This window comes from Ralstonia sp. RRA (assembly GCF_037023145.1).
Classification (GTDB): domain Bacteria; phylum Pseudomonadota; class Gammaproteobacteria; order Burkholderiales; family Burkholderiaceae; genus Ralstonia.
Window position 1 is genome coordinate 842,967 of the sequence record NZ_CP146092.1, and the last position, 22,302, is coordinate 865,268.

General features: G+C 64.7%; 25 protein-coding genes. 12 read left to right on the forward strand and 13 right to left on the reverse strand.

Annotated features, from left to right (window positions below):
• Nucleotides 1-6: 6 nt before the first annotated feature.
• From V6657_RS21860 to V6657_RS21870, 3 genes are all read right to left on the reverse strand, one after another.
• Nucleotides 7-1,719 (reverse strand): SulP family inorganic anion transporter, encoded by a 1,713-nt coding sequence (locus V6657_RS21860; RefSeq protein WP_048933661.1) that lies wholly within the window; start codon nucleotides 1,717-1,719, stop codon nucleotides 7-9.
• A gap of 98 nt (nucleotides 1,720-1,817) precedes the next feature.
• Nucleotides 1,818-2,312, reverse strand: a complete 495-nt coding sequence (locus V6657_RS21865; RefSeq protein ID WP_048933660.1) for an alanine-rich signal peptide protein — start codon at nucleotides 2,310-2,312, stop codon at nucleotides 1,818-1,820.
• A gap of 214 nt (nucleotides 2,313-2,526) precedes the next feature.
• Nucleotides 2,527-3,453 (reverse strand): LysR family transcriptional regulator, encoded by a 927-nt coding sequence (locus V6657_RS21870; RefSeq protein ID WP_048933659.1) that lies wholly within the window; start codon nucleotides 3,451-3,453, stop codon nucleotides 2,527-2,529.
• 112 nt (nucleotides 3,454-3,565) lie between these two features.
• On the opposite strand from V6657_RS21870, the gene V6657_RS21875 reads away from it, so the two are divergent.
• The 6 genes from V6657_RS21875 to V6657_RS21900 all read left to right on the forward strand — a co-directional run bounded on the left by V6657_RS21875 (nucleotide 3,566) and on the right by V6657_RS21900 (nucleotide 8,383).
• Nucleotides 3,566-4,315 carry an SDR family oxidoreductase gene (locus V6657_RS21875; RefSeq protein ID WP_048933658.1) on the forward strand — a complete coding sequence of 250 codons (750 nt, stop codon included), beginning with the start codon at nucleotides 3,566-3,568 and terminating at the stop codon, nucleotides 4,313-4,315.
• Between the two features lie 55 nt (nucleotides 4,316-4,370).
• Complete coding sequence (locus V6657_RS21880; protein ID WP_048933657.1) at nucleotides 4,371-5,294, forward strand: alpha/beta hydrolase; 924 nt, start codon at nucleotides 4,371-4,373, stop codon at nucleotides 5,292-5,294.
• Between the two features lie 55 nt (nucleotides 5,295-5,349).
• Nucleotides 5,350-5,994, forward strand: coding sequence for a PAS domain-containing protein (locus V6657_RS21885; RefSeq protein ID WP_048933656.1), 645 nt, complete (start codon nucleotides 5,350-5,352; stop codon nucleotides 5,992-5,994).
• Between the two features lie 8 nt (nucleotides 5,995-6,002).
• Nucleotides 6,003-6,971 carry a threo-3-hydroxy-L-aspartate ammonia-lyase gene (locus V6657_RS21890; RefSeq protein WP_048933655.1) on the forward strand — a complete coding sequence of 323 codons (969 nt, stop codon included), beginning with the start codon at nucleotides 6,003-6,005 and terminating at the stop codon, nucleotides 6,969-6,971.
• Entirely contained in the window at nucleotides 6,968-7,357 is a 390-nt protein-coding gene (locus tag V6657_RS21895) for a RidA family protein (protein ID WP_048933654.1), read from the forward strand. Before V6657_RS21890 ends, V6657_RS21895 begins: the two co-directional genes overlap by 4 nt.
• 153 nt (nucleotides 7,358-7,510) lie before the next feature.
• Complete coding sequence (locus V6657_RS21900) at nucleotides 7,511-8,383, forward strand: flagellar brake protein (protein ID WP_048933653.1); 873 nt, start codon at nucleotides 7,511-7,513, stop codon at nucleotides 8,381-8,383.
• A gap of 7 nt (nucleotides 8,384-8,390) precedes the next feature.
• Here V6657_RS21900 and V6657_RS21905 read toward each other — a convergent pair whose 3' ends face one another.
• Nucleotides 8,391-9,281 carry a LysR family transcriptional regulator gene (locus V6657_RS21905; protein WP_048933652.1) on the reverse strand — a complete coding sequence of 297 codons (891 nt, stop codon included), beginning with the start codon at nucleotides 9,279-9,281 and terminating at the stop codon, nucleotides 8,391-8,393.
• 112 nt (nucleotides 9,282-9,393) lie between these two features.
• On the opposite strand from V6657_RS21905, the gene V6657_RS21910 reads away from it, so the two are divergent.
• Together V6657_RS21910 and V6657_RS21915 are read left to right on the forward strand one after the other, a co-directional pair.
• Nucleotides 9,394-9,831, forward strand: a complete 438-nt coding sequence (locus tag V6657_RS21910; protein WP_048933651.1) for a multidrug/biocide efflux PACE transporter — start codon at nucleotides 9,394-9,396, stop codon at nucleotides 9,829-9,831.
• A gap of 122 nt (nucleotides 9,832-9,953) precedes the next feature.
• Nucleotides 9,954-10,592, forward strand: a complete 639-nt coding sequence (locus V6657_RS21915; protein ID WP_048933650.1) for a helix-turn-helix transcriptional regulator — start codon at nucleotides 9,954-9,956, stop codon at nucleotides 10,590-10,592.
• A 75-nt stretch (nucleotides 10,593-10,667) separates the two neighbouring features.
• Here V6657_RS21915 and V6657_RS21920 read toward each other — a convergent pair whose 3' ends face one another.
• The 9 genes from V6657_RS21920 to V6657_RS21960 all read right to left on the reverse strand — a co-directional run bounded on the left by V6657_RS21920 (nucleotide 10,668) and on the right by V6657_RS21960 (nucleotide 17,765).
• Nucleotides 10,668-10,886: a DUF1059 domain-containing protein gene (locus V6657_RS21920; protein WP_048933649.1), complete on the reverse strand. Its 219-nt coding sequence runs from the start codon at nucleotides 10,884-10,886 to the stop codon at nucleotides 10,668-10,670.
• A 118-nt stretch (nucleotides 10,887-11,004) separates the two neighbouring features.
• The gene (locus V6657_RS21925; protein WP_048933648.1) at nucleotides 11,005-11,967 is read right to left on the reverse strand and encodes an alpha/beta hydrolase; all 963 of its coding nucleotides are present in this window, start codon (nucleotides 11,965-11,967) and stop codon (nucleotides 11,005-11,007) included.
• Between the two features lie 71 nt (nucleotides 11,968-12,038).
• On the reverse strand, nucleotides 12,039-12,590 hold the full coding sequence (locus V6657_RS21930; protein ID WP_048933647.1) for a hypothetical protein: 552 nt from the start codon (nucleotides 12,588-12,590) through the stop codon (nucleotides 12,039-12,041).
• Nucleotides 12,591-12,700: 110 nt separating this feature from the next.
• Nucleotides 12,701-13,102: a DUF488 family protein gene (locus V6657_RS21935; protein ID WP_048933646.1), complete on the reverse strand. Its 402-nt coding sequence runs from the start codon at nucleotides 13,100-13,102 to the stop codon at nucleotides 12,701-12,703.
• Between the two features lie 45 nt (nucleotides 13,103-13,147).
• A complete protein-coding gene (locus V6657_RS21940; RefSeq protein ID WP_048933645.1) occupies nucleotides 13,148-14,176 on the reverse strand; it encodes an ABC transporter substrate-binding protein in 1,029 nt (342 codons plus the stop codon).
• 281 nt (nucleotides 14,177-14,457) lie between these two features.
• On the reverse strand, nucleotides 14,458-15,351 hold the full coding sequence (locus V6657_RS21945; RefSeq protein WP_082170185.1) for an ABC transporter permease: 894 nt from the start codon (nucleotides 15,349-15,351) through the stop codon (nucleotides 14,458-14,460).
• Nucleotides 15,341-16,126: an ABC transporter ATP-binding protein gene (locus V6657_RS21950; RefSeq protein WP_048933644.1), complete on the reverse strand. Its 786-nt coding sequence runs from the start codon at nucleotides 16,124-16,126 to the stop codon at nucleotides 15,341-15,343. The genes V6657_RS21945 and V6657_RS21950 overlap by 11 nt, the downstream gene beginning before the upstream one ends.
• A gap of 53 nt (nucleotides 16,127-16,179) precedes the next feature.
• Complete coding sequence (locus V6657_RS21955) at nucleotides 16,180-16,902, reverse strand: GntR family transcriptional regulator (protein WP_048933643.1); 723 nt, start codon at nucleotides 16,900-16,902, stop codon at nucleotides 16,180-16,182.
• Between the two features lie 137 nt (nucleotides 16,903-17,039).
• Nucleotides 17,040-17,765: an IclR family transcriptional regulator gene (locus V6657_RS21960; RefSeq protein WP_048933642.1), complete on the reverse strand. Its 726-nt coding sequence runs from the start codon at nucleotides 17,763-17,765 to the stop codon at nucleotides 17,040-17,042.
• Nucleotides 17,766-17,896: 131 nt separating this feature from the next.
• Between V6657_RS21960 and V6657_RS21965 the strand changes: the two genes are divergently transcribed.
• The 4 genes from V6657_RS21965 (at nucleotide 17,897) to V6657_RS21980 (ending at nucleotide 22,288) form a co-directional block, all read left to right on the forward strand.
• Nucleotides 17,897-19,168 (forward strand): aromatic ring-hydroxylating dioxygenase subunit alpha, encoded by a 1,272-nt coding sequence (locus tag V6657_RS21965; protein WP_048933641.1) that lies wholly within the window; start codon nucleotides 17,897-17,899, stop codon nucleotides 19,166-19,168.
• 10 nt (nucleotides 19,169-19,178) lie between these two features.
• Entirely contained in the window at nucleotides 19,179-19,961 is a 783-nt protein-coding gene (locus V6657_RS21970; RefSeq protein WP_048933640.1) for an SDR family NAD(P)-dependent oxidoreductase, read from the forward strand.
• A gap of 9 nt (nucleotides 19,962-19,970) precedes the next feature.
• Nucleotides 19,971-20,930: a PDR/VanB family oxidoreductase gene (locus V6657_RS21975; RefSeq protein ID WP_048933639.1), complete on the forward strand. Its 960-nt coding sequence runs from the start codon at nucleotides 19,971-19,973 to the stop codon at nucleotides 20,928-20,930.
• Nucleotides 20,931-21,040: 110 nt separating this feature from the next.
• A complete protein-coding gene (locus tag V6657_RS21980; RefSeq protein WP_248694627.1) occupies nucleotides 21,041-22,288 on the forward strand; it encodes an MFS transporter in 1,248 nt (415 codons plus the stop codon).
• Nucleotides 22,289-22,302 lie beyond the last annotated feature (14 nt).

A 22,302-nucleotide genomic window follows, 5' to 3' on the forward strand; every position in this document is an offset into this window, starting at 1 on the left:
CCGCTGTCAGCGGCTGGTGCCGTTCTCCGTCAACGACTGCACACACTCATCCACGCTCAGTTCATGCAGCATCTCGGGCCGCAGCGTGTCGTCCGTGGCACGTTGCAACACCGTCAGCGCACGCGGCTTGAGCCGCACGAACATCAACTGCAAACCACGCGCCGCACATTCCGCCGCAAAGATGCGCAGCGCCTCAATGGCGGAGCCATCCACGTCGGGCGTTTCTTCCAGGCTCAGCATGACGGTGCGCAGCGGTGGTTGCTGCGGGGCTTGCAGCAGCGCGCGCACCTTGCCTAGCACACGCTCGGTGTTGGCGAAGAACAGTGGCACTTCCGGCCGCACGATCAGCACGCCGGGCAGCGGTTTGGCATCCGGGTGCAAGGAAACGTCGACAAAGTCATGGCTGTCACGCAGACGGCCGAGCAGGCTGACGGTCGGCTCGGAGAGTTTGCGCAGCGTCAGCAGCAGGCTTACGCCAATTGCGGCCAGCAGCCCGTGCAGCACGCCCAGCACCAGCACGGCGAGCAGCGCGGCAATCACCACGAGTCGATCCCGGTGCCACGACCAGTACGGCTTGAACACGCTCGGGTGCAGCGAGTGGCTGACCGCAAAGATCACGATGGCCGCCAGCACCGGCTCGGGAATGCGCGCCAGTTGCGGCAGGAACAGCCAGACGATCAGCGCCACCACCACCGCTGCGCACAGCCCGGCCAGGCGTGATTGCGCACCTGCGGCCTCGTTGGCGGAGGTGGCGGAGTAACCTGCGCCCACCGGCATGCCGTGCAGCAGGCCCGAGAGCAGATTGGCGCAACCCAGCGCGACGAGGTCTCGGTTGGCGGAGATGCCATCCCCATGTTTGAGCGCGAAGTTGCGGATGGACCCATACGACTCGGCATAGAGGATGAGCATGAGCGCGAAGCCGAGTTCGATGCTCTGCATCCACTCCGCTCGGCCAAGATCCGGCACCCCGAAGCTGATGTTCTGCAAGTCGATATGACCGACCACGGCAATGCCATACGCATGCCAGTCGAGCCAGTAGCCCGCCGCAATGGCCAGCACGATGACGACGAGCGTGGCCGGAATGCGGCCCCCCCAGCGCCCGAGACCAAACAGCAAGGCAAGCGCCACGGCACCCAGTGTCGTGCTGTAAGGGTTGGCGCTGGCTGCGCCGCTGAGCAGGTCGAGCGCAATGCGCGGCGTGTCGCTGTGGTGTACCGCCACGTCGAGAATCTTTGGCAACTGCTTGATGGCAATCGTCAGCGCTAGCCCGAAGGTGAAGCCGCGCAGCACGGGCCGGGCGATGAAATCCGACATACCGCCCAGCCGCCCCACGCCTGCGAGGATGAACAGCAAGCCTGTGGCAATGATGAGCGCCGACGCCAGCGTGAGCGCTGTGCCCGCGTTGCCGGGTTCCGACAGCACCGTCGCAAACAGCACGGCAGCCGACGATGAGGTGGCCGACACAATCGCAAAGCGGCTCGACCCGACCAGCGCATACACCACCAGCCCAGAGAGCAGTGCGATCAAACCGGCTTGTGGTGGCAGGCTGGCAATCCCTGCATACGCAACGGCTTCGGGCAGCAGCAGGCCCGCGATCGAGAACCCCGCAATCACGTCACGCAGTACGCGCTGCTGCGCAGGCAGCGGCGGTGCGCTCAATGGCGCGTAGTGGTCGGGGCGCTGGAGGGCGGTGGAAGGATGTTCGTAGCGGGGGGGCATGCGGTGCAACGGTGAGGCAGAAAAGGAATACGCCGCGACCCATGTGGGCCGCGGCGTGCGGGGCGCGCTTTAGATGGTTCGAGCGCGTCGGATTCGGCTTACTTGGTACAGGCCTTGCCGTGGCTTGCGTGCAGGCCCTGGGCCTTGGCATCGGCCTCGGTCATGTACGAACCTTGCTTGGTCTTGCCGTAGTAGCGGTCGCCCGGGCAGTGGTAGACCTTGGTGCTGGTGTTGGCCCACACCTTGTCGGGGCCGCCGCCGGGGGCGACAGCGCCAGCTGCTGCCGCCGGCTTGGCAGCGGCTGCAGCAGGTGCGGCCGGAGCAGCAGGCGTGGCCGGGGCGGCCGCAGCGGGCGCTGCGGCGGCTGGGGCGGCGGCGGAGGCTCCAGCAGCGCTGGCCTTCTTGTCTACGCCGCCGTGGCCATGGCAGGCCCCCTTGAGCGTTGCACCGGAATAAGGCGTGCCGTCCTTGCAGACCGCGTGGACAGCGGCGGGTGCTGCGGCAGGTGCCGTGGCCGGTGCGGCGGTGCCCTGCGCAAACGCCGAGCCCATCACCAGCGCGCCCATCGAAAACATCAACGCAGACAGTTTCATAACGAGACCCTCAACGAGGCACGGAGATACGTGCGTGACCGATTAACGCCGGGGTAATGCTTGCGTTGACCAAACCGAGGGTTTGTCTGAGGGCAAACGCTTCGGCGTTGATTATTCCGCAACAGTTGGCGGCGTGTAGATGATGCGCCGACGTTGCGTGATGCGGCGTCGGCGCCATCCCAGCATAGGCGAGATCACACCGCAGGGCGATGCTTCAGGCAAAGCTGTCGACGCCTTGCACGAGGCGTTTTGCCAGGCGCGGTTGACGCAATTGCTCGAGCCACCACTGGAGCGCCCGGCCTTCGCCAAGTCCGTCGCCGCTGCGCCAGCCGACGTAGAGCAGGTTGGGCTCGCGCGGGTCGGTGGTGCGTTTTTCCACCAGTTCGCCACGTGCAAGCAGCGACGTCACCCGATGTTTCGGCAGCCAGCCCACGCCCAGGCCGTCGCGCTGCGCGAGCGTTTTGGCATGCATGCTGGGCACGGCCAGCGTGGATTGCCCGCCGACAGTGCCATAGGCGCGGCCGGCCATCTGGCGCGAGGAATCGGCCACCACCACGCTGCGGTGCCGGGCGATCTCCTCGCGCGTGAGCGGCGCCTGGATGGCCGCCAGAGGATGGCGCGGCGACACGGCAAACACCCACTCGATCACGCCCAGTTCAAACCACCCCAGGTTGGGGATGGCCGGAGGCTCGTTGGTGGCCCCGATGACCAGGTCGGCACGGCCATCGCGCAGCGCTTCCCATGTGCCCGCCAGCACCTCATGCGTGATGCGCAGCGCCACACCCGATTGCAGCGCGTCAAACGCATGCATGACCGGCATGAGTGATTCGAACTCCAGCAGCTCGTCGGTCACGATCCATAGCCGGTCTTCCCAGCCGTTGGCCACCTGCCGCACGCGCTGCGTGATGCGCGACACGTCCTGCGCCAGTCGCGCCGCTTCCTCGGTGAGGAGCAGCCCGGCCCGCGTGAGCTGCAGCCGATAGCGGCGCCGATCAAACAGCAGGGCGTCGAAACGCTGCTCCAGTTGCCGCGCCGCATACGACACGGTGGAGGGCGCCTTGCCCAGTTGCGCTGCCGCGCGCGACAGGCTGCCGGTCTGGCGGATGGCCTCCAGCAAGGCCAATTCTTCGTCCGTCAACATGTGCAATTCCTTCGAACATGTTCATCGTCCGGATCGTATGGCAAACCGCTTGCCCGCGTCCACACTGCAGTCACGCGATTGTTCAAGTTCAACTTTCCTACTGGAGGACATCATGAATCGCTTCGAAGGCAAGACCGTTCTGGTCACTGGCGGCAACAGCGGTATTGGCCTGGCAGCCGCCCAGGCATTTGTGCAGGAAGGCGCCCGCGTGGTCATCACCGGCCGCGACGCAGCCGCGCTGGAAACGGCACGTGCCACGCTCGGCAGCAAGGCCATCGCCATCCGCAATGAAACTGGCACCGTGGCTGCGGCGCGCGAACTGACACGCCAACTGCAGGAAGCCGGCTTGCGTCTGGACGCCGTCTTCATCAACGCCGGCATGGCCAAGTTTGCAGCCGTGGCAGACGTGGAAGAGGCTATGTGGGACGCCACCTTCAACGCCAACGTGAAGGGTGCGTTCTTCCAGATCCAGGCGCTGCTGCCCATCCTGAACCCGGGCACCTCGATCGTGCTGAATGGCTCCATCAACGCACGCATCGGCATGCCGAATTCGTCGGTGTATGCGGCGAGCAAGGCGGCGTTGATCTCGCTGGCCAAGACGCTGTCGAGTGAGCTGCTCAGCGCGGGCATCCGCGTGAATGTGGTGAGCCCCGGCCCGGTCAGCACGCCCATCTACGGCAAGCTCGGCCTGGATGCCGACACCCTGTCGGCCACCGCTGCGCAGATCCAGAGCCAGATCCCGTTGGGTCGCTTCGGCCAACCCTCGGAGATTGCGGCCACGGTGCTGCACCTGTCGGCGCCCGAGTCGGCGTTCATCGTTGGCACGGAAATCATTGCCGACGGCGGCATGAGCCAGCTCTAAACCCATCCCCTTGTTCCTGCGGGCCGTACGGATGCGGCCCGCGCTGGAGACCACCATGAAGATTCTTCCTACCCTGGCGCGCCACCTGGGCGCCGCGCTGATCGGTCTGGCTGCGCTGCAGGCGCAGGCCGCCCCTGCCGTGCAGGACCGCATCGTCGATGCCGCCGGCCTGCAGATCCATACGCTGCAAGCCGGTAGCGGCCCAGAAACCCCGGTCGTGCTGCTGCATGGCTATGCCGAAACCAGCCACATGTGGCTGCCGCTGATTCCGCGCCTGGCTGATCGCCGCGTGGTGCTGGCGCCAGACCTGCCGGGTGCCGGCACGTCGTCGATTCCCGCCGCGGGCTTCGACAAGAAGACGCTGGCGCAGGACATCCACGCCATGGTGCAGGCCATGGGCTACCGCAAGGTCAAGCTGGTCGGCCACGACATCGGCCTGATGGTGGCGTACGCCTACGCCGCGCAGTACCCCGATGAAGTGGAAAGCATCACCCTCATGGACGCCTTCCTACCCGGCGTGGGCGACTGGACGAAGGTCTGGCTGCTGCGCGACCTGTGGCACTTCCACTTCTACGGCGACACGCCACTCAAGCTGGTGCAGGGCCGCGAGCGCATCTACTTCGAACACTTCTGGAACGACTTTGCCGCCGATCCGAAGCACTCGGTGCCCGAAGCGGATCGCCAGTTTTATGCGCGCACCTACGGCCAACCGGGCCGCATGGCTGCGGGGTTTGAGTACTTCCACGCCTTCCCGAAGGATGCGGAGGACTTTGCCGGCTTTGCCAAGACGCCGCTCAAGATGCCGATGCTTGTGCTGGCGGGGGAGAGGGCTTCCGGCGCCTTCCTGATCGAACAGGCCAAGCTGGTGGCGACCAACGTCAACAGTGTGACCATGAAGGGCTCTGGCCACTGGCTGATGGAAGAAGCACCTGAGCCCACCATGACGGAGTTGGTGCGCTTCATCAACGCGCCCGCCTAGTGAGTCCAAAACATGATATTGACGAAATGTCAGTAATTGACGTATCGTCAATATCATGACACTCGCTGAAGAAAATCACCTCCTGCTGCGCGAAGGTCGCAAGATCGTTGAAGCGCTGGGCAAGACGCTGGCGCCGCTGGTGGAGGTCGTGCTGCACGACCTGACCGACGCCGACCATTCCGTCGTCGCCATCGCCAACAATCTGTCGGGCCGACAGGTGGGCGATGCCGCCACCGAGATGGGCCTGGCGCGCATGGCCGATCCGGATTTCCCGGAAGTCATCGAGAACTACGCCAATCGCTTCCCCGACGGGCGGCCCGCCAAGAGCACATCGATCGGCCTGAAGAACAGCCGTGGCGACTACGTGGCCGCCATCTGCCTGAACATGGACGTCTCCATGCTGAGCGCCGTGACGACGGGCCTCACGCAACTGATGCGCGTGGATGTGGCTGCCCCGCCGGTGCCCGAATCCCTCACGCCACGCCGCGTGGAAGACGTGCGCACTGCGCTCGAACACTTTGCCGCCGCACGCAACACCACCCCCATGGCGATGACGCTCGACCAGCGCCGCGAAGCCATGCGTGAGTTGGCCGACAGCGGCTTGCTGAACCTGCGCCGCGCGCTGTCTGAAGTCGCGCAAACGCTGGGCGTGGCGCGCTCCACCGTCTACACCTACCTCCCCGAAAACACCCCAACTTGAGTCCTGCCATGAGCTTGCCGATTTCCTACGACGACGTTGTTGCCGCCCACGCCCGCCTGCAAGGCGTTGCCCACAAGACGCCCGTGCTGACGTCGAGTACCGCCAACGCCATGACCGGCGCCGAACTGTTCTTCAAGGCAGAGAACTTCCAGCGCATGGGCGCGTTCAAGTTTCGCGGGGCGTACAACGCGCTCTCGCAGTTCACGCCGGAGCAGCGCAAGGCGGGCGTGATCACGTTCTCGTCGGGCAACCATGCGCAGGGGGTTGCGCTGTCGGCCAAGTTGCTCGGCATGCGTGCCGTCATCGTCATGCCCAAGGACGCGCCCGCCCTCAAGGTGGAAGCCACGCGCGGCTATGGCGGCGAGGTGGTGTTCTACGATCGCTACACCGAAGACCGCGAAGCCATTGGCCGCCAGCTGGCCGAAGAGCGCGGCCTGACGCTGATTCCGCCGTACGATCACCCGCACGTGATGGCCGGGCAAGGCACGGCGGCCAAGGAGCTGATTGAAGAGGTCGGTCAGCTCGACGTGGTGCTCGCCCCGCTGGGCGGTGGCGGGCTGCTCTCGGGCACGGCCACGGCGGTGCGCGCGTTGAACCCCGCGTGCAAGATCATCGGCGTGGAACCCGAGGCCGGCAACGATGGCCAGCAGAGCCTGCGCAAGGGCGAGATCGTCCACATCGATACGCCCAAGACGGTGGCCGACGGCGCGCAGACGCAGCATCTGGGCAACTACACGTTTGCTGTGATCCGCGAGCTGGTCGACGACATCGTCACCGTGAGCGATGCGGAGCTGGTGAGCATGATGCAGTTTTTCGCTGGCCGCATGAAGGCGGTGGTTGAGCCCACCGGCTGCCTGGCTGCCGCTGCCGCGTTCACCGGCAAGGTGGATGTGGTGGCCAAGCGCGTCGGGGTGATCATTTCGGGCGGCAATGTGGACTTGCCGCTTTTCGCCAAGCTGGTCTCGGGGGCTGCATGAGTGACGTGCGCTATCTGAACGCACCGGACTTGCGTCCACCTGCGGGGCACTATTCGCACGTCGTCTGTGCGAATGGCTTCGTGTTTGTGGCGGGGCAGATTCCCGTCACGCCCACGGGTGAAAAGCTGGTCGATGCGCCGTTCGAGGCGCAGGTGCGGCAGGTGCTCGCCAACCTTGATGCGGTGCTTGCCGTCGCCGGCACGGATCGTTCGCGCCTCGTGCAGGTGCGTGTGTATGTGACCGACATGGAAACGCACTGGCCAGCCTTCGATGCGCTGTACCGCGAATGGATTGGCGAGTTGCGCCCGGCGCGCGCCGTGGTGCCGGTGCCGACGCTGCACTACGGACTGGCTGTCGAGATTGAGGCGACCGCGCTGGCAGGGTGACGCAAACGCTTGGCGTTGATGTGTGTCAGGCAAAGCGCAACGCGCGGCAGTTGATCTCCGTGCGTTTGCCGGCCATTGTTGCAAAATGGTCGACATATCTGCCGAGGCACGAGCCTTGGCAAAACCCTGACGAACACGCCCCCAACGCCAGCCATGACCCAGCCTACGCGGCAACTCACGCAGGAAGATGTACCGATCGGCCAGCCACTGCCGTTTGCCCTGGCGGACAGCGGTGGGCGGCTGCTCTTGCCGGCCGGGGTGGTGGTGCCCGACACGGAAGATGCGCGACTGTTGTTTCATCATGGCCCCGTGATGGTCTCCGACCAGCCGGGCGATGCCACCGTTGCTCCATCGGGTGATGCAGCGGAGGGCAAACCGCGCTTGGGGGCGACCGGCCTGTCGATCGGCACCATCCTGCAGGTTCAGGAGAAATCCGCCCCAGTGCGAGGCCCGTTGCCGTGCCGCTTGATTGGCTACATCGAAGGCGAGGCACTGTTCATCACGCAGCCCGCCGATGCCAAGCGCACGCTGCGTCCTGAGATGCGTGACGTGCTGCTGCTGCGCGGATTCTCCGGGCGCGCGGTGGTCAGCATGCTGTGCAGCGTGGTGGCGTCAGGGCAGTTTCCCTCGCCCTACATCGTCCTTGCGATGCCGACCAAGGTGCACAAGGTGCAACTGCGCAAGGCAAAGCGCGTGCAGGTCCGCATCGGCGCGACGATGCGTGCGGAGGGGCAACCGGCAACGGCCGCGGATCGTGTCGCCATCATCCGCGATATCTGCCTCAACGGTGCGCTGGTGCAAAGCGTGGGCGCAGCGTTCCAACCGGGCGATTGGCTGAATCTGGACTTCAGCGCCTATGTGGATGGGCAGCAAGAAGACTTCTCCATCACGGGGCGTGTTGCCAGCGGCTCACCGGCGCTGGGTGCGCCGACGTCTGCGTTTCCGTCGTTTGGCGTGGAGTTCTCGCTCTCGAAAGAGCAGACGGCGCGGCTATCGCGCCTGATCATCGAGCGGCTGGACGAGTAAGCCGCGCCTACGCCGTCTCCGCCAGCATCGTCTCCAGCAGCCACGCGCCGGCCTGGCCGAGCGTGCGCCTGCGTGACCACACCACATCGACCGGTATATGGCGGGGCCAGCCGCGCGCGCGCACCTCGTGCAAGCGGTCGGCGGCAAAGTGGTCGACCAGCCAGCGCGGCAGCTCCGTCCAGCCGAAGCCCAGCACGGCCATTTCCAGCAGCATCAGATAGCTCGGCGCAGACCACCGGCGCAGGCTGCGCACGGGCGTGGTCTCCGCACGGGGCCCCACCGGATCGACAAAGGTGTTCAGGCGCAGTTCGCGCGTCTCGCGCAGCACCGTGTGCGGCACTTCCGCGTCGCCGTATTGCGCGAACGGATGCTGCCGCCCGACGAACAGGCCAATCTCCGACTGCTCGGCAATGGTGGCCGCGCCAATGTCGGGCGGATAAGTCGGTTGTGTTGCCACCAGCCCCAGTTGCGCACGGCCCTGCTGGATGATGTCGAGCACATCTTCGTACTCGGCGATCAGGCATTCGAGTTCCAGGTCGGGAAAGCGCTGTTCAAGCGCAGCGAGGGTCTGCTCGTAGCGGTCGGACTGGTATGTGTCGGACACCACCAGGGTGAGGCGCGCCTCCAGGCCGCCGGCCATCTGCGCGGCCATGCGGTCCATCTGCTCGCCGGCTTCAAGCACGCGGCGCACCTGCGTGAGCATGGCGTGGCCGGCTTCGGTCAGGGTCGGCTGACGTGTGCTGCGGTCGAACAGCGTCAGGCCCAGGTCGATCTCCAGGTTGCCGATCGCCTCGCTGATGGTCGATTGCCGTTTGCCCAGCTTGCGCGCCGCTGCCGAGAACGAACCGAGCGTGGCGGCTTCTGCAAAGGCCAGCAGCGCTTCAGGGGAGTGACGCATGGTTGGCTCCAGGTGGCGGTGTCCGCTCAATATATCGGAAAAACCGATACTATCGAACTGGATAAACTGGCTTCCGCCGATGAAAATCACGCCCATTCATCGGAGTCCTGTCATGCAAGTCCCAGCCAAAACCCCTGTTGAGCGCGTCTTCCACGCGCTGAGCTTCGAGCTTCTCGCCACCATCATTTGCGCGCCGCTGTTCAGCTGGCTGATGGGCGTGTCGCTTGCCCACATGGGTGCACTGACACTCATGTTTGCCGGCGTCGCGATGGTGTGGAACATGATCTTCAACGCGCTCTTCGAGCGTGTGGAGCATCGCTACAAGCTCTCGCGCACGCTGGCCGTGCGTGTGGTGCATGCCTGCCTGTTCGAGGGCGGCCTGGTCATCATGCTGGTGCCGCTGGGCGCGTGGTGGCTGAACGTGAGCCTGTGGGAAGCCTTCGTGATCGACATCGGCATCATGCTGTTCTTCCTGCCGTACACGTTCTTCTTCAACCTCGCCTACGACCACTTGCGGGCCCGCTGGATGGCGCGCCGCGCGCTGGCCTGAGATTCCGGCCTAGGGCAAACGACGCAGCGCGCTGGATGGCGCGCTTTCTATAATGAAATCCCTTTTTGCAATGGGTCCTTCGGGGCGCACCGGCCGTAGGCTGCTGCGCCCGTATTCCATCCATGCCGCGTTTTGCCGCCATGCCATCCCATGCCTCGGCAACCGTGCTGCGCCGGTGTTACGAGTCGGCGTGCGCGGGTGATGCCGTGGGCATCATGAACGTGCTGCGCGATGTCTGCAGCGCGGATCATGCTGCGGCCATGGTCCGCTGGCGGGTGGATGGCCGCTTGCACTGGGCGGCCTCGCACGGTGCGCATACAGCGGATTTGCTATTACAGGCGGCACGTTGCGACGGGGTGGATGCCTGGCCGCTGGCCGATGCGGAAGTGCGCGGTGCGGTGTGGCTGGACTATCGCGTGCACGGCGTACCGCTGTCGCCCAAGCGTTCTGCGCCGCGGGATCTGCTGCCGCATCTTGCGCAAGCGCTGCCGCTTTGCTGGCAACGCATTGCGGCCCGCGCCGGCATTGCGCCTGCGCAATCCCCCAGCCTGTGGCTGACCGGCGCGTTTCACCTCACACCGCGTGAAGTCGACGTGGCCGATCTCCTTGCGCGCGGAGCAGATCCGGCTTGCATTGCGCGCACGCTGGGTATTTCACTCGACACAGTGCGCACGCACCTCAAGCACGTCTATCGCAAGACCAACACGCACAGCCAGTGCGATGTGGTGCGGCTGATGCTGGCGTCCTCTGTGCGTCGCTAGGCAGACGTTTGCGCGGTGGCGCAACACACATCCGCGTCGGCAGCAACGCATCAGGAATGGACTGCTGCACCTGCATCACGCGGTCGCCATCGGCGGCCGTTCGGCGGAGGGGGTGCCGTCCTTGAAGAGGGTTTGCAGTTGCGTGCGCAGCTCGGGCGAGTCGGTGTGCTTGTGCACGGACACAGCGTGCTGCACGGCTGCCTCCAGCAACTCGGCATCGCTGTCGGCGCTGATGGCGACCGAGCAGTTGTTCTCGCTGGGGAAGGCGCGGCAATCGATGTAGCGGCGGCCCATGGCGATACTCCTGAAATGACGAGGGCGCGCGCAGTGTGATGCCGGTCGCGCGTACTCTCGTTATAGGTCTGCCGGGAAGCCGTCGTCGTCCCCCGTATGGGGTAAGGCGGTGACGCAGTTATCGCGATGCTGACATCGTTGGGGTGGTGTTGGTGCCGCGGATGAACGCGAGGATCGCATCGCCCACACTTTGGTCCGGCGTGTTGAGCGAGAAGATCGTCGACAGGTGGTTGTGCCCCGCCAGGCGCACGAACGACGCACAGCGGTCCAGCCGGCAGCGCGCTTGCTGTAGCTGCAGGGCCTGGCGTTCGAATGGCTGTGGTTCCAACGCGCTGACCGCAATCAGCATTGGCAGACCGGTTTGCACGAGCCCTGGGAATGCGGAGCGCTCGGTATAGCGGTTCGGGTCGTCACCAAAGTACGCCTTGAGCGGTGCGCTCGGTTCCGAGGTGGTCGGGTCGAAGATGTTGGCCGACAGAAAGATTGCGCCTGCCAGCCCCACACCCGATGACCCATGGAACTGCGCTTGCCCCACATAAGAGGCCGCCAGCGACCCGCCTGCCGAGTGCCCGAGCAGATAGACCCGCTGCGGGTCACCACCTTGCGCGGCGATGTTCTCCTGCACCCAGCGCACGGCCAGGCCGACATCTTCGGTGCCGGCGGGCCACGGATTCTGCGGGGCCAGTCGATGGTTGATGTTCACGCCCACCATGCCGTGCTGCGTGGCCCACAGCATCACGTTGTCGTAGAAGGGGCTGCCGGCTGCGTGCTTGTCGCCGCCGACGAAGCCGCCGCCATGCACGAAGATCAGCACAGGGCGCGGCGTAGTGGAGGGGCCTTCCGGTGTGAAGACGTCGAGCTTCTGTGCGGCGTTCTTGCCATAGCTCACGTCGCGCGTGACGCGTGCGCCGGCGTACGACTGGTTCTTCAGCGTGGGTGCATACAGCGCGGTGACGGTGGGCAGGTCGATGGAGCGACCCATCGCCTTGAGCTTGTCGGCAATCGTGGGCGGTACCTGGGCGGTGGCGTGCAGTGCAACGAGTGCAAGGGTGCCGGCGAGGGCGCTGCAAAGGCGCATCATGCTGTCCAAAACGAGAGAAGGATGCGTGATCCTACTTGCTTTGGCGGTCTTCCGGTGAGCGGGCAGGCGACTCAGTGCACTTCCTTCAAGCCGTTCCTTTTCAGCACCATGTTGACCGTGCTGCCCATCTGCATGGAGTAGGCGAACATGCCTCTCATCAGCATTTGCTGATTCGCGGGGGAGTTCATGGCGGTCTGGTATTTCTGGTAGACCGGATCGTTCATGACTTTGACGAGGTGCGTCAACTCCGAAACCGTCATTGCTTGTGTTGCACCCCGAATCGATGTGTCCATCGGGCCGCCGGGCTCTAGGGTCAGTGCAGTCACTTCATCGGCAACCTGCTTTCGAATGTCGCGCCAGTTGATGTCGGGTTCCAGGTTGGCGTGCTGGGCAGCGCGGATCATGGAGTCGAGCAGGGGCGAGTCGTCTGCCATGTGGTAGCTGTGCACGACAGACTTGATAACCTCGTTCGTCAATTGCTCGCGCGCCGGATCATCCGCATGGCTTGGCGTGCTATGCCACACCAGGATGCTGGCGCATGCCGATAGCAGCAGCGCTTTGCACAACGCAGGGCGCGCGATGATCTGCTGCCCACCAAGAGCCGTCTTGTGTGTGGATGGCATGTGGTCCCCCCCGGTCGGGTGCCCCCGGCTGGACTTGTTGACGGGAGTCTCGGGTGTTCTATGCCAAGGCGGAGCAGTCTGCCATACGCCGTTCGGCCGAGGTGATGGTTTCAGGCTTCAGCCACCTTGGCTCCACGCTCCTTCAACAGCTCGCGCAGCACCGAGCGGTGGCAATGCGCTTCGTCCTCGCAATAGCAGCCGACGGAGAGATTGGTCTGGTGTGACAGCGCGGCCAGCATGTCGAGCAGGCGCGCGGCATCGCCGTCTCGCATTTCCGTGCGGAAGTGGCGCACGAAGGTCTGCCAGCCTTTCTCGTCATGCGCCGCCTGTGCAGCCTGGGCCTGCTTGACGAGTTCCGGCGTGGGCGAGAGCAGCGGCATCCAGACATCGTAGAAGTCGCGGCTGGCGAATTCTTCCTTGGGCACGCCGCGCGGCGGGCGTCGCACGGTGCCGATACGCAGGCCTTCATCGGGGGAGCGCGGCTCACCAAGGCGGACGATACGTAGGGTCATGGGATGTCTCCGTTTGGGATGCCGCGCTTTGTTGTTGATGCCTGCTTATGAACCCTGCCGGTTCTGCACCGTCGGGAAGAACAGGTCCTTCCACGCGGCCGGCTTGTTCTTGATGGTGCCCACGCGCTGCATGAACTCAGCATAGTGCGCGACACCCACCGGGGCGGTCGTGAAGCGCGAGTCCGGGTCGTCGAGGATCTTCTTCACCTCGTCCGGCGAGCTCTTCACCTTCGATTGCGCGATGTAGATCTGCGCCGCCTTCGTCTTGTCTTTGGCGATGAGCGCGTTGGCTTCATCCAGCGCCGCCACGAATGCCGCCGACAGCTTTGGGTTGGCGTCGTAGAACTTCTTGCTGGTGTAGGTCATGTCCAGCGTGATGTTGCCGAGCACGTCGACCGTGTTGAACACGCGGTGCAGGCCCGGTGCGGCGGCCTCGGTGTACGAGAACGGCGGCGAGGCCATGTGGCTGTTGATCTGGCTGCCGCCGGCCAGCATGACTGCGGTGGCATCCGGGTGCGGCAGCGGTACGGTGATCGGGTCGAGCTTGTTGAACTGCTTGTCGCCGAAGGTTTTGGCGGCCGCCATTTGCAGCACCACGGCCGGCAGCGAGGTCTTGATGCCTGGCACGGCGATGCGGTCTTTGTCGGAGAAGTCCGCCAGCGTCTTTACGTTCGGGTTGCGCGTCATCAGGTACATCGATGATGAGCTGAGCGACGACAGGCCGCGGACTTCCATGGCGCTGCCGCGGGTTTTGTCCCATAGCGTGAGGAAGCCTGGGACGCCGAGTGAGGCGATGTCCAATGCGCCGGAGAGCATGGCGTCGTTGATGACGTTGCCGCCGTCCAGGATGCGGTAGCTGGCCTTTACGTCGCCCAGGCCGGCGGCCTTGGCTTGCTTCTCTAGCAGGTGCTCGCTGGCCATCACCATGATGGGCAGGTAGAGGATGCCGTAGCCGTGGGAGATGCGGACTTCTTTGGCTTCTGCATGGGCAGCGGTGATGGCGCCGCCGAAGAGCGATGTTGCCAGTGTGGCGGCCATGGTCAGGCGTAGGACGTTGCGGCGGGTTTGCTGCATGGGGTGTCTCCTTGTTGTTTGTTGGGGGTGCATTCGTGGTTTCGTCCCCTGCCGGGGCCGACTCACTTTCTCTGTCTTGCCAGAGAAAGTAAGCAAAGAGAGGCGCGCCCAAGATGGCGACCCATCCCTTGAATTTCTGTCGCAGGGAGGGAAGGGAGGCAAACTCGCTTCGCTCAAACAGCCTCCCTTCTTTTTCCTCCCTGCAACAGAAATTCAAGGCGCCATCAAGGGCAGGAACGTCAAAGGCCAAACCGTCGGGGCGCCTTTGTGGGCGCCAATGCTTAGTTCTGCATGCCCCAGCGCTTCACGGTGCGCGCTTCCAGCGTGCGGAACACTAGGTTCTCCACCAGCAGGCCGATGATGATGACGGTCAGCAGGCCGGCAAACACTTCTGGAATTTGCAGCTGGTTCTTGTTCTCGTAGATGTACCAGCCGAGGCCGCCTTGGCCGGAGCTGACGCCAAACACCAGTTCCGATGCAATCAGCGTGCGCCATGCAAACGCCCAGCCGATCTTCAGGCCGGTGAGGATGGAGGGGAACGCGGCCGGGATCAGGATCTTGGTCAGGTACCCCATGCCCGACAGGCCGTAGTTGCGGCCCACCATGCGCAGTGTGTTCGACACCGACAGGAAGCCTGCATGCGTGTTGAGCGACACGGCCCACACCACCGAGTGCACGATCACGAAGATCAGGCTGCCGTTGCCCAGGCCAAACCACACCAGCGCGATCGGCAGCAGGGCAATGGCCGGTAGCGGGTTGAACATGGCGGTGAGCGTTTCCAGGAAGTCCTGGCCGAGGCGGTTGCTGATGCCGAGCACCACCAGTGCACACGATAGCGCCAGGCCCAGTGCATAGCCGGCGAGCAGGGTCTCCATGGACGTGCCGATGCGCGCAAACAGCGTGCCGCTGGCCAGGCCCGCCCATAGGGCCTGTGCTGTGTCGGAGAAGGTCGGCAGCAGCAGCGGATTGTCGAGCCAGCGTGCGCCGCCTTCCCACACGAGTGCCAGCACAATCAGGATCACCAGCTTGCGCAGCCATGCCTGTTCATACAAACGCTCGGCAATCGACAGCGGTTTTTCGACTACGCCGATACGCTCGAACGCCACAGGCGTGCGGTACACCGGCTCGCGATCGCTCACGTTGGCGGTGGGCATGGAAAGGGTCTCAGTCTGCATGGGTTTCCTCCACCGCGCGGTCGAACAGCATGTTGTGGATTTCGGCTTCGAGGGCCTTGAAGCGCTCGGGGTCATCGTCGCCGCGTGCGAGGCTCGGCAGTTCTGCGCGGACCTGGCCCGGATGCGGCGAGAGGATCAGGATGCGGCTGCCGCAGCGGATCGCTTCCGGAATCGAGTGCGTGACGAACAGCACAGTGAATCGCGTTTCGTCCCACAGTTGCAGCAGCTCGTCCTGCATCTTGCGGCGCGTGAGCGCGTCGAGCGCGGCAAACGGTTCGTCCATCAGCAGCACGTCGGGCTCCATTGCCATGCCGCGGGCAATCGCTACACGTTGCTTCATTCCGCCCGACAGCATGTGCGGATGGTGGTCCGCAAACTTGGTGAGGTTCACCTTGTTGATGTAGTGCAGCGCGCGTTCTTCGGCTTCGCGCGCGCCGAGCTTGCCGGTGGAGAGCAGCGGGAACAGGACGTTCTCCTTCACCGTCTTCCACGGCAGGAGTTGGTCGAACTCCTGGAACACCATCATGCGATCTGGCCCTGGCTTGGTCACGGGCTGGCCCTTCAGGCGGATCTCGCCTTCGGTGGGCGTGAGGTAGCCGCCGATGGCCTTGAGCAACGTCGATTTGCCGCAGCCCGATGGGCCGAGCAGGATATAGCGCTCGCCGGGGTAGACCTGGAAGTCGACACGATAGGTGGCTGTGACCAGATGCTGGCGTGTCTTGTACTGCAGCGTGACGCCGCGTACGTCCAGCAACGGCGGAGGGTTCGCCTGCATGGGGGTTGTCTCCTGTTTGTGTTTTGTAGATATGGGGTGTGGTGTTTGCGGCGCTATCGAATATCGACGTGGTACCGGAAGTGCGCCGCTGCGCCGCGCGAGCGCCGCCACTCCAGCGGCGTGCGGTCGTACCCGCGTGCCACACGTTCGATCACCATCACCGGGTCACCGGCCTGGATGCGCAGCAGGCGCGCATAGGTGGCGTTGACGGCCTCGGCGGTGAGGGTTTCTTCGGCGCTGGCGATGATCTGGCCGCAGTGCGATTCGTACAGCGGATAGAGCAGGTCGCCAAAGGCGCCCAGGTCCAGCGTGGCGAGATCGGCAAAGCGGTCGTGCGGCAGCCAGATTTCTTCGGCCAATAGCGGCGCGCTGTCGAGCAAACGCAGACGCGTGAGGCGGATGACCGGCGCGCCGGTTTCGATCTGCAGGCCAGCGGCGGGCGCAGAGGGCGCGTCGAGCACGTCTCGCTTGAGGATGCGGCTCTCGGGGATGCGCCGCTCGCCGGTCTCGCTCTGGAAGCGGAAGAAGCGGAAGAGGGAACTGGCAAAGCTGGCGCGCCGCACAAAGGTGCCGCGCCCCTGGAAACGCTCCAGCAGCCCTTCGGCTACCAGCACGTCCACCGCCTTGCGCACGGTGCCTACGGCCACGTTGTACGTTTTGGCGAGTTCCGCTTCGGTGGGAATGGCATCGCCAGGGCGCCAGTGCTGTTGGGCGATCTGCGCGGCCAGGTCATCGCGCAGTTGCTGGTAGCGGGGCAGACGGAGATCGGCGGGCATGGTCTGGTGAATGGGTCAACTATTCATCTATATGACTCCGCATTGTAGGGAGCTTGGCAGTTGCGGGCATTACAGGAAAACCCGCAACCCATGATGAGAACCGTTGACTTCATTTCCAGGCCGAGGGCCTGGCTGTGTTATTGCCCGAGCGCTTTCGACAGCGTGGTGGCTTCGGCCACCAGCCATTCGGTGAAGGTAGACACGCGGTCTTCTGTCATGCGCACGCCGGGGCCGAAGATGCAGAGCGAACCCGCGACGCGATCCGCGCCATTGAAGAACGGCGCCGCCAGTGCCACCGCACCTTCGATCAGCTCATTGCGGCTGACCGCATAGCCGCGCTCACGAATGGCGGCCAGCTCGGTCGGGTCGACGTGGACATCGAGCGCCTCCATCGCAGCGCTGTCCATGTGCGCGAGGATCGCGCGTCCGCTGGCGCCCATGGCCAGCTTTTCCCGATAGCCCAGACCACGGCGGAAGCTCAGGGGCTGCACGCTTTCGATCTCGGCCACGCACACGCGGTACGCACCTTCCGGCACGAACAGCGCCACCGTTTCTCCGGTGGCTTCCCACAGGCGGCGCAATGGCGCCTGTGCGATATCGGCAATGCGATGGCTTGAGGCCCAGACATAGGCCAACCGCGCGACCGAACTCCCCAGCCGGAACCGCTGGGGCTCCCCGGACGACACCAGAAAGCCGTTGTGCTCGAGCGCGTTGAGCAGGCGGTACAGCGTCGGCCGGCTCAGGTCGACGCGCTTGAGCAGTTCCGCCACCGTCAACGCTTCGTCGCCCGGGCGGAAGGCCAGAAGAATGTCCAGCGCACGGTCCACGGCGCGCACGCTGTCCTGGTTTTTTTCGGCTTCCATGTGATGTTTTCCCGTCATTTCTGCTTTTTTCATCTTCGCCATTGTATTCAAAGTCGGCCTTGACCTTTCTCAAGTTGTTCGTACAATGGACTGAAATCTCATCAGACGGACAAATCAAGGAGGATTTGGAGATGGACAAGCAGATGTCGGAAACATTGGTGCGCACGGGCCCCGGCACGGCGATGGGTGACCTGATGCGCCGGTACTGGGTACCGGCGCTGTTGGTGAGCGAGATTCCAGAGCCGGACTGCCCGCCGGTGCGCGTGCAACTGCTGGGCGAGAAGCTGCTGGCGTTTCGCGATACCGAGGGCAAGGCGGCGCTGATCGACGAGTTCTGCTCGCACCGTGGCGTGTCGCTGTATTTCGGCCGCAATGAAGAGAACGGCATCCGCTGCGCGTATCACGGCCTGAAGTTCGACCGCGACGGCAAGTGCGTGGACGTGCCCTCCGCGCCGGAGGCCTGCAAGCACATGGGTATCAAGGCATACCCGACGATCGAGCGCGCTGGCATCGTCTGGGCCTACCTGGGTCCGAAGGACAAGCAGCCTGCGCCGCCCGATGTGGAGTGGTGCAACCTGCCTGAGAGCCACGTGTACGTCTCCAAGCGGCTGCAGGAGAGCAACTACCTGCAGGCCATGGAGGGCGGCATCGACACCAGCCACGTGTCGTACGTGCACCGCTACGAGGTCGACGATGACCCGATGCACCAGGGCACCAAGGCGCTCGACTACATCAAGGCCGACGGCAACGTGATCTTCGAGATCGAGAAGACGCCCGTGGGCCTCACGCTGTTCGGCCGCCGCAACGGCGAGGCGGACAGCTACTACTACCGCATCACACAGTGGCTGTTCCCCTGGTACACGCTGATCCCTCCGTTTGGCGAGCATGCGCTGGGCGGCCATGTGTGGGTACCGATTGACGACCACAACTGCTGGGCCTGGAGCATCAACTTCCGCCCCGACCGCCCGCTCACCGAGCAGGAACTCGCCGATATGAAGGCCGGTAAGGGCATCCACAACGAATACGAAGAAGGCACCTGGCGCACCAAGGCCAACAAGGACAACGACTACCTGATCGACCGTCAGGCGCAGAAGGACAAACGCGCCTACAGCGGGGTGTTCGGCTTCGCGGTGCAGGACTCGTCGCTGCAGGAAAGCATGGGCCCGATTCAGAACCACGAAGCGGAGAAGCTGCTGCCCACCGACCGCGCGATCGTGATGTGCCGCCGCATGCTGTATGAAGCCGCCACGAACATGCAGAGCGATGTGGAGCCGCCCGCGCTCGACGCCAGCGCCCAGCGCGTGCGCGCTGCCGGCGTGCTGCTGCCCAAGGACCAGAAGCCGCAAGAGTGGGCACGCGTGCACCTGGATGACGGCAAAGACCAGCCGGTCTATTCGGTGTAAGGCGGTGACGATGGAACAACGACAACGGCTCCAGGGCAAACGCGCCCTGATCACGGGCGGCGGAGGCGGCATCGGGGCTGCCACGGCGCGCCTGTTCTGCGCCGCGGGCGCGTCGGTCATGCTGGTTGACGCGAGCGCCGAAGCGCTGGAACGCACCGCTGCGGACATTGCTGCGCAGATTCCCGATGCTCAGGTGCAAACGCTGGCGGCCAACGTGAGCGACCCGGAACAGGCTGAGCGCGCCGTGCGGCTGGTGGCGGACAGGTTTGACGGCATGGACGTGCTGGTGAACAACGCGGCCATGCGCAACTACTCGGCACTGGCGGACGTCACGCCGGAAGAGTGGCACGCCATGATTGATGTGAACCTCGTCGGCACCTCGAATTACTGCAAGGCGGCGCTGCCGCTGCTGCGGGCTTCCAAGCAGGGCAGCATCGTCAACGTCTCGTCGTGCTACGCCGTGACGGGCCGCAAGGGCATGGGCCTGTATGACGCCACCAAGGCCGGCATGCTGGCCATGACGCGCACGCTCGCCTTTGAGGAGGCGGCGCATGGGGTGCGGGCCAACGCAATCTGTCCTGGTTCAACGCTGACCGATTTCCATATCGGCCGCGCGCAGGCTGCCGGCAAGAGCGTCGACGTGCTCAAGACGCAGCGCCAGGACACCTCGCTGCTGGGGCGCTGGGCATCGCCTGACGAAGTCGCCTGGCCGATCCTGTGGCTGGCCAGCGACGAGGCTTCGTTTATCACCGGCACCACGCTGATGGTCGACGGTGGCTTGCACGTGATGTAGGAGGACGCGATGAACGCATCCCAACTCACCGTGCGTGTCGTGCGCAAGCAGGTGGAAGCGGAAGGCATCTGCAGCTTTGAACTGGCTGATCCGAGTGGTGCGCTGCTGCCGGTGTTCTCCGCCGGATCGCATATCGATGTGCACATTCCGGGCGGTTTGACGCGGCAGTACTCGCTGTGCAACCACCCGGACGAACGGCATCGGTATGTGATTGCCGTGTTGAACGACGCTCAGTCGCGCGGCGGCTCGCGCGCCATGCACGAGGCCGTGGAAGAGGGCAGCACGCTGCAGATCAGCGCGCCGCGCAACCACTTTCCGATCCAGCCGGACGTGCCGCGGCACCTGCTGCTGGCCGGCGGCATTGGCATTACGCCGATGCTGTGCATGGCGCAATACCTGGCGAGCGAGGGGCACGCGTTTGCCATGCACTACTGCGCCCGCTCGCGGGAACGCGCTGCCTTTATCGAGCAGCTTCGCGGCGCGTCCTATGCTGATCGGGTGGCACTCCATTTTGACGATGAGGACGCGGCGCAAAAGCTCGACATCCAGGCCCTGCTGGCGGAGGCCGGCGCAGATGTGCACTTGTATGTATGTGGCCCCAAGGGCTTCATGGATGCTGTGCTGGAGACAGCACGCCGGCTGGGCTGGTCAGAGGATCGCTTGCACTACGAATTCTTTGCCGCCAGCGTCGAGGCCACCGGCGATGCGTTTGAAGTGAAGCTCGCCAGCTCAGGCAAGACCGTTGCCGTGCCAGCGGAGCAGACCGTGGCGGAAGCACTTGCCGCGGCTGGCATTGAGGTGCCGGTCTCCTGCGGACAAGGCATCTGCGGGACGTGCCTGGTGCGCGTGCTCGAAGGGGAGCCCGATCACCGTGATCTGTACCTCTCCCCAGAAGAGCAGGCCAGGAACGACCAGTTCACGCCGTGCTGCTCGCGCGCCAGATCGCGCACGCTGGTCCTCGACCTTTGAAGAGCGGACATCGAGCCGCCAACCAACAAACGACGCCCCGGACCGCCGGTACCGGGACACCACTGACACACGCGGAGCGCCCCACACAAACGCCCGCGATGGAGGAGACCATGAAAACAAGCCTCTCGATGACGGAGGAGGCGGTGCAGGCGACGCAGGCGGCGCCGCCCGCACAGGCAGAAACATCACGTTACCGCTGGGTGGTACTGGCGGTTGTCTGGGCCGCATTCCTGCTGAGCTACGTGGATCGCGTGGCGTGGAGCAGCGTTGCCGCGCCGGTCGGTCACTCGCTCGGGCTGGCCGTATCGATGCTGGGCGCGTTCGTCACGGCGTTCTACATCGGCTACGTGCTGGCCAATATCGCGGGCGGCATCCTGACCGATGTGCTCGGCGGTCGCACCACGCTCACCGTGGCGCTGGTGCCGCTGGGCGTGCTCACGTTCTGCTTTGGCTTTGCGCATACCTTGTGGTCGGGCATTGCCATCCAGTTTGCGATGGGCTTGGCGGCGGGGGCGGACTATTCCGCCGGCATGAAGATCATCGCGGCATGGTTCCGAAAGGACCGCGGCCGCGCCATGGGGCTTTACACCACCGCCACGTCGCTGGCCGTGGTGCTGACTAACGCCACGGTGCCCACGATCTCGCAGTGGTATGGCTGGCAGAACGCCTTCCGCCTGCTGGGGGGGATCACGCTGGCGTGCGCAGTCGTTGCCTGGTTTGTCCTGCGCGATGCGCCCGAAGGCGAGCCGCCGCTCGCGCGCATCAAGGGTGCGGACATCCTCGCGCTGCTCAAGAACCGCAACCTCATCCTGCTGGCCATTGCCGGTTGCGGCGGCTTGTGGGCCACCGTGGGTTTCGGCGCGTGGGGTAATGCACTGATGACCAAGCAGTACGGGATCTCTCCGGTGACGGCCGGGTCGATTGCCGCCACCTTTGGCATCGGGGCCGTCTGCGCCAAGCCGTTGCTAGGCTGGCTCTCCGACCTGCATGGCCATGCACGCAAGCGGATCTCGATCCTGTGCCTGGCCGCCTTTGCCGTCATGCTGATGGTCTTCGGGCAGAGCTCCACGGTGACCCAGTTCTACCTGATCGCGCCGCTGCTGGGTGCCGTGGGGTTCGGCTATACGCCCGTGCTCATGGCGCAGGTGAGCGACGCATGCGGGCGCAATTCCGCCGGTGCTGGTGCGGGGCTGACCAATGCGATCTGGCAGTCGGGCAGCGCCATGTCACCGCTCGCGGTGGGCTACCTCTACGGACAGACGCATTCCTTCGCGGTGGCGCTACTGACGCTGGCCGTCGGGCCGGTGGTGGCTGTGGCGGCGCTCATGCTGCTGCCGTCGGGCCGATCGCAAAAGTAGGGTGCTCCCGCTAT

Excerpts from the sequence above, each read along its gene's own strand:
- V6657_RS21860 (WP_048933661.1), bottom strand. The coding sequence starts at position 1,719 with ATGCCCCCCCGCTACGAACATCCTTCCACCGCCCTCCAGCGCCCCGAC.
- V6657_RS21865 (WP_048933660.1), bottom strand. The coding sequence starts at position 2,312 with ATGAAACTGTCTGCGTTGATGTTTTCGATGGGCGCGCTGGTGATGGGC.
- V6657_RS21870 (WP_048933659.1), bottom strand. The coding sequence starts at position 3,453 with ATGTTGACGGACGAAGAATTGGCCTTGCTGGAGGCCATCCGCCAGACC.
- V6657_RS21875 (WP_048933658.1), top strand. The coding sequence starts at position 3,566 with ATGAATCGCTTCGAAGGCAAGACCGTTCTGGTCACTGGCGGCAACAGC.
- V6657_RS21880 (WP_048933657.1), top strand. The coding sequence starts at position 4,371 with ATGAAGATTCTTCCTACCCTGGCGCGCCACCTGGGCGCCGCGCTGATC.
- V6657_RS21885 (WP_048933656.1), top strand. The coding sequence starts at position 5,350 with ATGACACTCGCTGAAGAAAATCACCTCCTGCTGCGCGAAGGTCGCAAG.
- V6657_RS21890 (WP_048933655.1), top strand. The coding sequence starts at position 6,003 with ATGAGCTTGCCGATTTCCTACGACGACGTTGTTGCCGCCCACGCCCGC.
- V6657_RS21895 (WP_048933654.1), top strand. The coding sequence starts at position 6,968 with ATGAGTGACGTGCGCTATCTGAACGCACCGGACTTGCGTCCACCTGCG.
- V6657_RS21900 (WP_048933653.1), top strand. The coding sequence starts at position 7,511 with ATGACCCAGCCTACGCGGCAACTCACGCAGGAAGATGTACCGATCGGC.
- V6657_RS21905 (WP_048933652.1), bottom strand. The coding sequence starts at position 9,281 with ATGCGTCACTCCCCTGAAGCGCTGCTGGCCTTTGCAGAAGCCGCCACG.
- V6657_RS21910 (WP_048933651.1), top strand. The coding sequence starts at position 9,394 with ATGCAAGTCCCAGCCAAAACCCCTGTTGAGCGCGTCTTCCACGCGCTG.
- V6657_RS21915 (WP_048933650.1), top strand. The coding sequence starts at position 9,954 with ATGCCGCGTTTTGCCGCCATGCCATCCCATGCCTCGGCAACCGTGCTG.
- V6657_RS21920 (WP_048933649.1), bottom strand. The coding sequence starts at position 10,886 with ATGGGCCGCCGCTACATCGATTGCCGCGCCTTCCCCAGCGAGAACAAC.
- V6657_RS21925 (WP_048933648.1), bottom strand. The coding sequence starts at position 11,967 with ATGATGCGCCTTTGCAGCGCCCTCGCCGGCACCCTTGCACTCGTTGCA.
- V6657_RS21930 (WP_048933647.1), bottom strand. The coding sequence starts at position 12,590 with ATGCCATCCACACACAAGACGGCTCTTGGTGGGCAGCAGATCATCGCG.
- V6657_RS21935 (WP_048933646.1), bottom strand. The coding sequence starts at position 13,102 with ATGACCCTACGTATCGTCCGCCTTGGTGAGCCGCGCTCCCCCGATGAA.
- V6657_RS21940 (WP_048933645.1), bottom strand. The coding sequence starts at position 14,176 with ATGCAGCAAACCCGCCGCAACGTCCTACGCCTGACCATGGCCGCCACA.
- V6657_RS21945 (WP_082170185.1), bottom strand. The coding sequence starts at position 15,351 with ATGCAGACTGAGACCCTTTCCATGCCCACCGCCAACGTGAGCGATCGC.
- V6657_RS21950 (WP_048933644.1), bottom strand. The coding sequence starts at position 16,126 with ATGCAGGCGAACCCTCCGCCGTTGCTGGACGTACGCGGCGTCACGCTG.
- V6657_RS21955 (WP_048933643.1), bottom strand. The coding sequence starts at position 16,902 with ATGCCCGCCGATCTCCGTCTGCCCCGCTACCAGCAACTGCGCGATGAC.
- V6657_RS21960 (WP_048933642.1), bottom strand. The coding sequence starts at position 17,765 with ATGGAAGCCGAAAAAAACCAGGACAGCGTGCGCGCCGTGGACCGTGCG.
- V6657_RS21965 (WP_048933641.1), top strand. The coding sequence starts at position 17,897 with ATGGACAAGCAGATGTCGGAAACATTGGTGCGCACGGGCCCCGGCACG.
- V6657_RS21970 (WP_048933640.1), top strand. The coding sequence starts at position 19,179 with ATGGAACAACGACAACGGCTCCAGGGCAAACGCGCCCTGATCACGGGC.
- V6657_RS21975 (WP_048933639.1), top strand. The coding sequence starts at position 19,971 with ATGAACGCATCCCAACTCACCGTGCGTGTCGTGCGCAAGCAGGTGGAA.
- V6657_RS21980 (WP_248694627.1), top strand. The coding sequence starts at position 21,041 with ATGAAAACAAGCCTCTCGATGACGGAGGAGGCGGTGCAGGCGACGCAG.